The sequence below is a fragment of the Enterobacter sp. BRE11 genome (assembly GCF_031844285.1).
In the GTDB taxonomy this organism is placed as follows: Bacteria; Pseudomonadota; Gammaproteobacteria; order Enterobacterales; family Enterobacteriaceae; genus Pantoea.
In genome coordinates this window covers 41,532-53,025 of the sequence record NZ_JAUZUX010000014.1, presented here as the reverse complement: position 1 = coordinate 53,025, position 11,494 = coordinate 41,532, and the positions used below count along the sequence as shown (strand labels likewise).

Here is an 11,494-nt window from a genome sequence, read left to right as displayed (position 1 = left end):
AAAATCCACGCCTGCTGCAGCGCTGCCAGAGCGTCGTTTCCCGCTAAGGGAGTAAATGCGCGTTTTATTTTTGAACGAAAGCACCCATGCGTTTAACGTTCAATTTTTTGCGGCAAAAGCGCCGCGGCGGGGTGTGGGAATAGCAGAGCAGACCGTTTCTTTCTTTTAACGCTCTGGTTAAGATAGGCGCGACGCGTCTTTTACCCTGAAAAAGCACAATGTACTTTCCAGGCCTCAGAGTTTCTCTACAGGATCCAGGCATGTTGAACCGGTTAAAGAAAACGCTACTCGCCGCGCTGCTTCCCACGCTGATGCTGATGCCGCACGCGTCCGTTTGGGCTGACGTCAGCGACGCCCTTCCCGATATGGGCACCACCGCAGGCTCAACGCTCTCTATCGGTCAGGAGATGCAGATGGGCGATTTTTACGTGCGTCAGCTGCGTGCCAGCGCGCCGCTGATCAACGATCCGCTGCTTAATGAGTACATCAACCAGCTCGGCCAGCGCCTGGTCGCCCATGCCGATTCGGTGAAGACGCCCTTCCACTTTTTCCTGATCCAGAACGACGAGCTCAACGCCTTCGCCTTCTTCGGCGGCAACGTGGTGCTGCACGCCTCGCTGTTCCGCTTTACCGAAAATGAGAGCCAGCTGGCGTCGGTGATGGCGCATGAGATCTCGCACGTTACCCAGCGCCATCTGGCGCGCGCCATGGAAGATCAGAAGCGCAACGCACCGCTGACCTGGGTCGGGGCGCTGGGATCGATTCTGCTGGCGATGGCGAGTCCTCAGGCGGGCATGGCGGCGCTGACCGGCACGCTGGCGGGCACCCAGCAAGGCATTATCAGCTTCACCCAGGGCAATGAGCAGGAGGCGGATCGCATCGGCATTCAGGTGCTGCAGCGCGCCGGATTCGATCCCGAGGCGATGCCCAATTTTTTACAAAAACTGGCCGATCAGAGCCGCTTCTCGTCGAAACCGCCAGAGATCCTGCTGACGCACCCCCTGCCCGACAGCCGCCTGGCGGACGCGCGCAACCGCGCCAACCAGATGCGTCCGGTAGTGGTGCAGTCATCACAGGATTACTACATGGCGAAAGTGCGCGCGCTTGGCATGTACGCCACCGGCCGCAACCAGCTGACCGACGAGCTGCTGGACAGCTATAGCCACGGCAACAGCCGCGAGCAGCAGGCGGCGCAGTACGGTAAAGCGGTACAGTTTTTACAGGCGAAGAGTTTCGCCGACGCGAAAAAGATCATCGAACCGCTGCTGGCGAAGCAGCCCGATAACGTCTGGTATCTCGATATCATGACCGATATCGATATCGGCCTGAACCAGCCGCAGCAGGCGATCGCCCGGCTGAATGCCGCGGGCGCGGCCAAAAACAGCCCGGTGGTGCAGCTCAATCTGGCGAACGCCTACGTCGAGGCAAAACAGCCCGCCAACGCCAGCCGCATTCTGAATCGCTACACCTGGTCACATCCGGACGATGTTAACGGCTGGGATCTGCTGGCACAGGCGTCGGCGCAGCAGGGACTGAACGATGAAGAGATGGCGGCGCGTGCCGAAACGCTGGCGCTTAACGGCCATCTGGATCAGGCGATTACTACGCTGAGCAGCGCCAGCGCGCAGGTGCCGGTCGGCAGCCTGAAGCAGGCGCGCTACGACGCGCGTATCGACCAGCTTCGTCAGCTGCAAACCCGCTTCAAGCAGTATCAAAAAGGATAACCCAGCATGGTCACCATTTATCACAATCCGCGCTGCAGCAAGAGCCGGGAAACCCTGGCGCTGCTGGAGGCGAACGGCGTTAAGCCTGCGATCGTCCGCTATCTGGAAACCCCGCCGGACCGCGAGACGCTGCAAATTCTGCTGAAAAAACTCGGCATGCGCAGCGTTCGGCAGCTGATGCGCACCAAAGAGACGCTTTATAAAACGCTGCGGCTGGAAGAGGCCGACGAGGCGCAGCTGCTTGAGGCGCTGACGGCGCATCCGGCGCTGCTGGAACGGCCGGTGGTGATCAACGGCGATCGGGCGCGCATTGGCCGGCCACCGGAAGCGGTGCTGGAGATCCTTTAAAGCCCGAGCGTCTCTTTTACGAAAGGAATGGTGAGCTTGCGCTGTGCGCTGATTGAGGCGTGATCGAGGCGATCCAGCGTATCGAACAGCGTACGCATCTCGCGATCGAGGCGTTTCAGCAGGAAACGGCCGACATCTTCCGGCAGCTCAAAGCCCCGCATACCGGCGCGCAGCTGCAGCGCCTGCAGCTTATCTTCGTCGCTCAACGGCTGCAGACGATAGATCTGCCCCCAGTCGAGACGCGACGCCAGATCGGGCAGGTTGAGGTTGAGCTGGCGCGGCGGCCGATCGCCGGTGATAAAGAGCCGGGTTTTGCCGGTTTCCAGGATGCGGTTATAGAGATCGAAGATCGCCATTTCCCACGCCTCTTCGCCGGCGATGCACTCAATATTATCGATGCAGACCAGCGCCAGATGCTCCATGCCGTCCAGCACGTCCGGCACAAACCAGGTGCGTTTATCCAGCGGCACATAGCCAACCGCTTCGCCGCGCGCCGACATCTCCGCGCACGCCGCATGCAACAGATGGCTGCGGCCACCGCCTTCGCGCGACCAGAAATAGAGATAGCTGCCGTGTTGCTGACTGAGGGCGCCTTTCAGCGCGGCAATAAGCGACGGATTCTCCCCCGGCCAGAAGCTGGCGAACGTCTCGTCGTCCGGTAAGTAAAGTGGCAGTGACAGTTGTGCCGGCGTGTTCAGAAGCACCTCAAAAGGAACAGGCAAAAAACGGGGCAAGTCTACCACAGTTTTCGCCAGGTGAGGATAACGGGCATCCCTGCCCTTACGGAGCTTAGTGACCGCTCTTCTCTTCGGCGTCCAGCACCACTTCTTCCGGGCGCAACAGCGAAATAACACGGAAGATCAGCGCCAGCAGCACGCCGACCAGCGTCGCCAGCGCCATGCCCTTCAGCTCCGCGGCGCCGATGTGCACTTTCGCTCCACTGACGCCGATGATGAGGATAACCGAGGTGAGGATCAGGTTTTGCGCCTTGCTGTAATCCACTTTGGATTCGATCAGCACGCGGATACCTGACGCGCCGATAACGCCATAGAGCAGCAGCGACACGCCGCCCATGACCGGCACCGGGATCGCCTGAATCGCCGCCGCCAGCTTGCCGACGCACGACAGCAGGATGGCGATGATCGCCGCGCCCCCGATCACCCAGGTGCTGTAGACGCGGGTAATTGCCATTACGCCGATGTTTTCGCCATAGGTGGTGTTGGGCGTCGAGCCGAAAAAGCCGGAAATCACGGTGGAAAGGCCGTTAGCGAACATTGAGCGATGCAGGCCGGGATCGCGGATCAGATCTTTTTTCACAATGTTGGCGGTCACCACCAGATGACCAACATGCTCGGCGATCACCACCAGCGCGGCGGGCAGAATAGTGAGCATCGCCGCCCACTCGAAGCGCGGCGTATAGAAAGTCGGCAGCGCAAACCAGGGCGCGTTGTAGACCGGCGTCCAGTCGACGATGCCCATAGCGAACGAGAGCGCGTAGCCTGCCACCACGCCTACCAGAATAGGGATAATGGCGAGGAAGCCGCGGAACAGCACTGAGCCAAACACCGTCACGCCCAGCGTCACCAGCGAGATAGTGATGGTGGTGCTGTCAGGGCTGGCACCTTCCGCTGGCAGCAGCCCCGCCATATTGGCCGCCACGCCCGCCAGCTCCAGACCGATAACCGCCACGATCGCGCCCATCGCCGCTGGCGGAAACATCACGTCGATCCAGCCGGTGCCAGCCTTTTTCACAATCAGCGCCACGATACAGAACAGCACGCCGCACAGGATAAAGCCGCCCAGCGCCAGCTCATAGCCGAGCGGCAAGAGCAGCAGCACCGGCGAGATAAAGGCGAAGCTGGAGCCGAGGTAGGCGGGAATTTTGCCTTTGCAGATAAAAAGATAGAGCAGCGTGCCGACGCCGTTGAACAGCAGCACCGTCGCCGGGTTGATATGAAACAGGATCGGCACCAGCACCGTTGCGCCGAACATGGCGAACAGATGTTGCAGGCTGAGCGGTATCGTTTGCAGTAGCGGCGGGCGTTCGCTGACGCCAATGGCGCGACGAGTCATCATTTATCCCCTTAAAGCGGTTTTATTTTGCCAAAAAAAAGCCGACTCTCTGGTCGGCTGATTCAGTTACTTGGTTCCGAAAATCTTGTCGCCGGCATCGCCCAGCCCCGGAATGATATACCCCTTTTCATTCAGTCCGTGGTCGACCGACGCGGTGTAGAGCTCAACGTCCGGATGCGCCTTCTCCAGCGCGGCGATGCCTTCCGGCGCGGCGACCAGCACCAGCACCTTGATGCTGCTGCAGCCCGCTTTTTTCAGCAGATCGATAGTGGCGATCATGGAGCCGCCCGTGGCCAGCATCGGATCGACTACCAGCGCCAGGCGCTCTTCGATATTGGAGACCAGCTTCTGGAAGTACGGCACCGGCTCCAGCGTCTCTTCGTCGCGGTAGACACCGACTACGCTGATGCGCGCGCTTGGCACATGCTCCAGCACCCCTTCCATCATCCCCAAGCCGGCGCGCAGAATCGGCACCACGGTGATTTTTTTACCTTTGATTTGATCGATTTCCACCGGGCCGTTCCAGCCTTCAATGGTAACGCGCTCGGTTTCCAGGTCGGCGGTGGCTTCGTAGGTCAGCAGGCTGCCAACTTCCGAGGCCAGCTCGCGGAAGCGCTTGGTACTGATATCGTGCTCACGCATCAAGCCCAGTTTATGTTTGACCAGCGGGTGTTTGACTTCCACGATCTTCATTGGTGTTCTCCCGGAATGAGTTGAGCTAAAAAAAATCGCGGGATTATACCGCCTTTTCGCAAGCGCGCCATATGTCGTTGCGCAAAGAGGCGAAGTTTTGATCCGTTATTCAAGGATTGATGAAAATCGTCCGGTGCGCAATTTGACCAGGCGATGGGGCTCGCAAACGTTTGCCTGCGCTGTTAGAATTGGCGCGCTTTTTGTTAACCACCAACCGCAATCGCGTGGGGATTCCGCAGTGACCGACAAGACCTCTCTCAGCTACAAAGACGCCGGCGTTGATATCGATGCTGGTAATGCTCTGGTTGATCGTATTAAAGGCGTAGTGAAAAAGACCCGCCGCCCGGAAGTCATGGGTGGGCTGGGCGGTTTCGGCGCCCTTTGCGCGCTGCCGCAGAAATATCGCGAGCCGGTGCTGGTCTCCGGAACCGACGGCGTCGGCACTAAGCTGCGTCTGGCGATGGATCTGAAGCGCCATGACGCTATCGGCATCGATCTGGTCGCCATGTGCGTGAACGATCTGGTGGTTCAGGGCGCAGAGCCGCTGTTTTTCCTCGACTATTACGCCACCGGCAAGCTGGACGTCGAGACCGCTTCTGCCGTTATCACCGGCATCGCCGAGGGCTGTCTGCAGTCTGGCTGCGCGCTGGTAGGCGGCGAAACCGCTGAAATGCCGGGCATGTACCACGGCGAAGATTACGACGTGGCGGGATTCTGCGTCGGCGTAGTTGAGAAATCTGACATTATCGACGGCTCAAAAGTGCAGGACGGCGACATGCTGATTGCGCTGGGCTCCAGCGGCCCGCACTCCAACGGCTATTCGCTGGTGCGTAAAATCCTGGAGGTAAGCCAGACCGATCCGCTGACCAAACAGCTGGATGGTCGCCCGCTGGCGGATCACCTGCTGGAACCGACCCGCATCTATGTGAAAAATATTCTTAGCCTGATCGAGCAGGTCGATGTGCATGCGATTGCCCATCTGACCGGCGGCGGCTTCTGGGAAAATATCCCGCGCGTGCTGCCGGATCACACCCAGGCGGTGATCGACGAGAAGAGCTGGGAGTGGCCCGCGGTCTTTGACTGGCTGCAGCAGGCGGGCAACGTCAGCCGTCATGAGATGTACCGCACCTTTAACTGCGGCGTCGGCATGGTGATCGCCCTGAGCGCCGCTGAAGCCGACAAGGCGGTAGAGCTGATGCGCGCCGCGGGCGAGAAAGCCTGGAAGATCGGCGTCATTAAGGCGTCAGATGCGGAAGAGCGCGTGGTTATCAACGCATGAAAAAGCTGGTTGTACTGATCTCCGGTAACGGAAGTAATCTTCAGTCCATCCTCGACGCCTGCGCAAGCGGGCGGATTAACGGCAGCGTCGCTGCCGTTTTCAGTAATAAAGCGACCGCTTACGGCCTGACGCGCGCGCGCGACGCGGGCGTGCCTACCCATGCGCTGGCGGCGGACGATTTTCCCGATCGCGAAGCCTTCGATCGTCAGCTGATGCGGGAGATCGACGCCTACGCATCGGATCTGGTGGTGCTGGCGGGCTATATGCGCATCCTGAGCAGCGCCTTTGTCGCGCATTATCAGGATCGCCTGCTCAATATTCACCCTTCCCTGCTGCCGAAGTACCCTGGCCTGCACACCCATCGTCAGGCGCTGGCGAACGGCGACGCCGAACACGGCACATCGGTGCATTTCGTCACCGACGAGCTGGATGGCGGCCCGGTGATACTGCAGGCTCGCGTGCCGGTCTTCCCTGACGACGATGAAGACGAGGTTACCGCGCGCGTGCAGCATCAGGAGCATGCAATCTATCCGCTGGTGATTAGCTGGTTTGTCGAGGGTCGGTTAGCGATGCGCGAGGGCAAGGCCTGGCTGGATAATCAGCCGCTGCCGCCGCAGGGCTACGCCTGCGACTAAGGCATAACGCTGTTTGATTCATCCGTGCTTACGTAGATGGCATGGACCGATCGCAAAGCCGCTTAAGGTATCTATATGCGCTCGTCCTGCGCCACCCCTGGCGCAGGACGCTTTGCTCGTCTGCCCATGCCAGCTACGTTTTGACTGTGTTAGCTGCCTGTGACAACCAATACCGCTACCTCAGCCGTAGCGCCCGGTAATGTAATCCTCGGTGCGCCGGTTGCCCGGCGAGGTAAAGATGCGGTCCGTCTCATCGAACTCCACCACCGCGCCCTGATGCATAAAGGCGGTGTAGTCGGAGACGCGCGACGCCTGCTGCATATTATGGGTGACCAGCACCAGCGTGAAGTGCTGCTTCAGCGTGGCCATCAGCTCTTCAATCACCAGCGTTGAGATAGGATCGAGCGCCGACGTTGGCTCATCCAGCAGCAGCACTTCCGGTTCGATAGCGATGGCGCGAGCGATGACCAGCCGCTGCTGCTGGCCGCTGGAGAGCGTCAGCGCGTTCTGCCCCAGCTGATCTTTCACCTCGCCCCACAGCGCCGCGGCACGCAGCGCACGTTCGCACGCCTCGTTCAGTACCCGCCTGTCGCGCACGCCCTGCAGTCGCAGGCCGTACACCACATTTTCATAAATTGATTTAGGAAAGGGATTGGGTCGCTGAAACACCATACCGATGCGGCGGCGCAGCGCCGAAAGATCCTGCGCCGGCTGCATAATGTCGTGGCTGCCCAGCAGAATGTCGCCTTCGATACGGCAGCTGTCTACCACGTCGTTCATGCGATTAAAGCAGCGCAGCAGCGTCGATTTGCCGCAGCCGGAAGGCCCGATCAGCGCGGTAATGCGCTTCTCGGGAATGCGCAGCGAAATATCATGCAGCGCCTGACGTTCGCCATACCATAACGAAAGGTGGTTTAGCGTCAGCGCCGTTTCGGTATCGGGCATCATAGTCATCATCTTTTATTGGGTCATCAGCCGGTAGCGTTCGCGCAGCCGATGGCGCAGCGCCATCGCCAGCAGATTGAGCGACAGAATAATTGTCACCAGCAGCAGCGCCGTGGCGTAGACCAGCGGGCGATCCGCCTCGACGTTGGGGCTCTGAAAAGCGAGATCGTAAATCTGAAAGCCGAGGTGCATAAATTTGCGGTCAAGATGCAGCCAGGGAAAGACCGCGTCGACCGGCAGTTCCGGCACCATCTTTACCACCCCCACCAGCATAAGCGGTGCGGTCTCACCCGCCGCGCGCGCCACCGCCAGAATCAGGCCGGTCAGCATCGCCGGCAGCGCCATTGGCAGCACCACATGCCATAGCGTCTCCGCCTGGGTGGCGCCCAGCGCCAGCGAGCCCTGGCGCAGCGAGTCGGGGATGCGCGACAGCCCCTCTTCGGTGGCGACGATCACCACCGGCAGCGTCAGCAGCGCCAGCGTCAGCGACGCCCACAGCAGCCCCGGCGTGCCGAAGGTGGGATTAGGCAACGAGCGGGAAAAGAAGAGCTGATCGAGCGTGCCGCCTGCCAGCCAAACGAAAAAGCCCAGCCCGAACACGCCATAGACGATCGACGGTACGCCCGCCAGATTGACCACTGCAATGCGCACCAGCCGCGTCAGGGCGTTGCGCCCGGCATATTTATGCAGCCAGATGGCGGCGATAACGCCCAACGGCATCACCACCAGCGACATCAGCAGCACCATCAGCACGGTGCCGAAAATCGCCGGAAAGGCGCCGCTGTCGCTCTCGCCGTCTGCGGGCGAATCGCTGACGAAATGCCAGATCTGACGCAGCGTATGGGCCAGTTTTTGCTGCGCGTTCATGGCGTTAGGACGCCAGGCTTCGACCACCTGGGCCAGCGGAATGGCGTGCTCGCGATGTTGTGCGTCGCGCAGGATCACCACGTCACGCTGGCTCTCGCGCTGCAGGTCGGCCAGCCGGCTGCTGAGGCGGGCGAAGCGCCGCTGCAACGCCGCCTGGTTCGCCTCAAACTCCGACAGCGCGCGCGTATCAAACTGCTGCTGCTGCCGCAGCCGATCGGCGCGCGCATCCAGCGCCGCCAGTTGATCGTTGAGCCGCGTCAGTTCGACATGGCGAATGCGATTAATTTTATGCAGCATTTCACGCACCTGCCCCAACCGCTGATGCAGGAGCGCGTCGGGATTGCGCGCCGTCAGCGCCTCATTATCTTCGCGCAGGCCGACAAACCAGCCGTAGGCGTTGCCGCCGCTACGCCGCTGCAGCACCATCACCTCTTTCGGCTGGCTGACCGCGAGCGCCTCGCGCGCATAGATTACGCGGAAATCGGGTGCGTCCCAGTCGCGGTTGCCGGTTTTGATCAGGTAGCGGTGAACCTGGCTGACCGACGGTAGCGCCTCATCTTTCGCCGCAGGCGCGGGAAAGTGCGGCTGATGCTCCAGGGTTTCGCCCAGCAGCGCCGTGGTCTGATCTTCCGGCTGCGTCATCTGGTAGAGGTCGACGCGCTGCGGCCAGAAGGCGCGCATGCCCTGCCACGCCAGCAGCGCTATCAGCAGGGTGAAGGCCAGCAGGCAGACAGCGACCGCGCCTGCGGTCAGCCAGCGCCAGCGGTCGTTTTGTCGCATCGTCTTCATGCCTGGCCCTCATGCTGCCCGTATCGCTGGCGCAGGCGCTGGCGGATCAGCTCGGCCAGCGTGTTGATGATCAGGGTAAAGATCAGCAGCATCAGCGCGCTGAGGAAGAGTATTCGGTAGTGTGCGCTGCCTGCCGCGGCTTCCGGCATCTCGATGGCAATATTGGCGGAAAGCGCGCGCAGCCCGGAAAAGAGACCGCCCTGACTCTGCGGCGTGTTGCCGGTGGCCATCAGCACAATCATGGTTTCGCCGACCGCACGGCCAAAGCCGATCATCAGCGCGGCAAAAATTCCCGGCGACGCCCCCGGCAGCACCACGCGCGTAAGGGTTTGCCACGGCGTTGCGCCCAGCGCCAGCGATCCCTGCCCCAGCGCCGCAGGTACGCTGAACAGCGCATCCTCCGACAGGGTGAAAATCAGCGGCACCAGCGCGAAGCCCATCGCCAGCCCGGCCACCAGCAGGTTGCGCTGCTCGTAATGCGGCAGCCACTCTGCGGCGTCGCGCATCAGAAAAGTTGGGACGATCAGCGTGCCCAGCGTCACAACCAGCAGCAGCGGGAGCAGCAGCATCACCTCGCGTCCCGGCTGACGCCAGCGCGGCGGCAGATGTCGGCTAAGCGCGCCGCAGATAAGCAGCGTGGCCGCCAGCGTCAGCGGCAGCAGCAAGACCCCGAGCAGCGCCTGGCTGATATGCGGCGCCAGCCAGAGTCCGGCAATAAGCCCGATCACCACGCTGGGCAGCGCGCCCATCATCTCAATCGCCGGCTTGACCCAGCGGCGCAGTCCCGGCGCCATAAACCAGGCAGTGTACATCGCGGCCGCCAGCGCCAGCGGCGTGGCGAACAGCAGCGACAGCGCTGCCGCTCTCAGCGTGCCGATGACCATCGGCATCAGGCTGAACTTAGCCTGATAGCTGTCTGCGGCATTGGTGGACTGCCAGACCCAGTCCGGCGCGGGATAGTTCTCGTACCAGATTTTTTGCCAGAAGCTGCGCCAGCTGACGTCCGGCCAGGGGTTATCGATACGCAACACCTGCCAGCTTCCGGCACGCTCCAGCAGCAGCGCGTCGCCGCGCGGCGAGAAGGCCGCGCGCGTAACGCCAGGTGCCAGCTGTCGCTGCAGGATCGGGCCGGGCTGCTTGCTGGCGAACAGCTTCAGCGCGCCGTCAGGTTCCAGGGTGGCGAAAACGCGGCGCTGCGGTTCCGTGATGATAGCCGCGGTCGGGCTGCTGCCGACGAAGGTGCGAATTTCATGCAGCCGCGCGCCTTCCGCGCCGGTAATAGCAAACCACTGCGTTACGCCGCGTTCATCCTGAATGAGCAGGCTCCGCCCGCCAGCCAGCAGATGCAGGCTGCGCGGCGGCTGCGCCAGGGTTAAGGTTTCGCGCAGGGTCGCGCGCTCGTCGTCGAGCTGCCAGACGCGCAGCACATTGCCTTCGCTGGCATAAAGCAGATCGCCCTGCGGCGAGAGCAGCAAATGGTCGGCGTGCGCCTGCGGCAGATCGACCGCGCGCGGCGCCTGCTGAGGTGTCAGCGTCATGACGCTCACGCCCTTCCTGGTCAGCACACTGATACGCCACTTGTTTTCATTCAGTGTCGCCAGCGCCATCGTTTCCACCGCGCCGCCAGGCAGGCTCAAAGGCGTATCGCCAAGCGGAAAGCGCCAGTCGCCCTCTGCAGGCTGCAGCAGCAGCAGTCCGCTTTGCGTGCTCAGCAACAGCGTGCGACCATCGGCGCTGCTCACCGCCTGCTGCGGCGTCGGACGCAGCATCAACGGCGTTTCGGCAGGCTGACCGTTCAGCGGAATAAAGCGCGCCGTGCCGTCGCGTCCGATACGCCAGCCCCGATCGCCCTGATTACCGATTATCAGCGCCGGCTGACTGTCCCACAGCTGCTGTGTGGCCTGGGTATGAAGGCCCGGCGCGGCGAACAGCGGCAGGACCACCCAGATTAACCAGAAAAAGAGCAGCAGCATCAGCAGCAGAATAGCGATGCCGCAGGCGGTGACCATGCGCCGCGTAAAGCGATCGATAGCGCGGCGACGGCGGTCGCTGAAGTTGACGGGAATATGCTTTAGGCTCATGCGGCTCTGAATGCGATCGGTATTAAGCCGCTATGTTGCCCGTAGCTGGTTGATAAGACA

General features: G+C 61.6%; 10 protein-coding genes. 4 read left to right on the top strand and 6 right to left on the bottom strand.

Annotated features, from left to right (window positions below):
* The first annotated feature begins 260 nt into the window (after nucleotides 1-260).
* Both bepA and arsC read left to right on the top strand, forming a co-directional pair.
* Nucleotides 261-1,724, top strand: coding sequence for a beta-barrel assembly-enhancing protease (gene bepA / locus Q9R34_RS15555; RefSeq protein ID WP_485894840.1), 1,464 nt, complete (start codon nucleotides 261-263; stop codon nucleotides 1,722-1,724).
* A gap of 6 nt (nucleotides 1,725-1,730) precedes the next feature.
* Nucleotides 1,731-2,072 (top strand): arsenate reductase (glutaredoxin), encoded by a 342-nt coding sequence (gene arsC / locus Q9R34_RS15550; RefSeq protein WP_485894838.1) that lies wholly within the window; start codon nucleotides 1,731-1,733, stop codon nucleotides 2,070-2,072.
* On the opposite strand, the gene hda is transcribed toward arsC, so the two are convergent.
* The 3 genes from hda to upp all read right to left on the bottom strand — a co-directional run bounded on the left by hda (nucleotide 2,069) and on the right by upp (nucleotide 4,838).
* Nucleotides 2,069-2,770, bottom strand: a complete 702-nt coding sequence (gene hda, locus Q9R34_RS15545; RefSeq protein WP_239670403.1) for a DnaA inactivator Hda — start codon at nucleotides 2,768-2,770, stop codon at nucleotides 2,069-2,071. The genes arsC and hda overlap by 4 nt on opposite strands.
* A gap of 91 nt (nucleotides 2,771-2,861) precedes the next feature.
* Entirely contained in the window at nucleotides 2,862-4,145 is a 1,284-nt protein-coding gene (gene uraA, locus Q9R34_RS15540) for a uracil permease (protein WP_485894944.1), read from the bottom strand.
* Nucleotides 4,146-4,211: 66 nt separating this feature from the next.
* The gene (upp, locus tag Q9R34_RS15535) at nucleotides 4,212-4,838 is read right to left on the bottom strand and encodes a uracil phosphoribosyltransferase (protein ID WP_081138348.1); all 627 of its coding nucleotides are present in this window, start codon (nucleotides 4,836-4,838) and stop codon (nucleotides 4,212-4,214) included.
* A 238-nt stretch (nucleotides 4,839-5,076) separates the two neighbouring features.
* Between upp and purM the strand changes: the two genes are divergently transcribed.
* Nucleotides 5,077-6,117 carry a phosphoribosylformylglycinamidine cyclo-ligase gene (purM, locus tag Q9R34_RS15530; protein WP_485894836.1) on the top strand — a complete coding sequence of 347 codons (1,041 nt, stop codon included), beginning with the start codon at nucleotides 5,077-5,079 and terminating at the stop codon, nucleotides 6,115-6,117.
* Nucleotides 6,114-6,752, top strand: coding sequence for a phosphoribosylglycinamide formyltransferase (purN, locus tag Q9R34_RS15525; RefSeq protein ID WP_485894834.1), 639 nt, complete (start codon nucleotides 6,114-6,116; stop codon nucleotides 6,750-6,752). Before purM ends, purN begins: the two co-directional genes overlap by 4 nt.
* A gap of 180 nt (nucleotides 6,753-6,932) precedes the next feature.
* On the opposite strand, the gene pstB is transcribed toward purN, so the two are convergent.
* Genes pstB through Q9R34_RS15510 form a run of 3 tightly spaced genes read right to left on the bottom strand, consistent with a single transcriptional unit; the run spans nucleotide 6,933 to nucleotide 11,434 of the window.
* Complete coding sequence (gene pstB / locus Q9R34_RS15520) at nucleotides 6,933-7,700, bottom strand: phosphate ABC transporter ATP-binding protein PstB (RefSeq protein ID WP_434125728.1); 768 nt, start codon at nucleotides 7,698-7,700, stop codon at nucleotides 6,933-6,935.
* Nucleotides 7,701-7,712: 12 nt separating this feature from the next.
* Complete coding sequence (gene pstA, locus Q9R34_RS15515) at nucleotides 7,713-9,353, bottom strand: phosphate ABC transporter permease PstA (protein ID WP_485894832.1); 1,641 nt, start codon at nucleotides 9,351-9,353, stop codon at nucleotides 7,713-7,715.
* On the bottom strand, nucleotides 9,350-11,434 hold the full coding sequence (locus Q9R34_RS15510; protein ID WP_485894830.1) for an ABC transporter permease subunit: 2,085 nt from the start codon (nucleotides 11,432-11,434) through the stop codon (nucleotides 9,350-9,352). The genes pstA and Q9R34_RS15510 overlap by 4 nt, the downstream gene beginning before the upstream one ends.
* Between the last annotated feature and the right edge of the window lie 60 nt (nucleotides 11,435-11,494).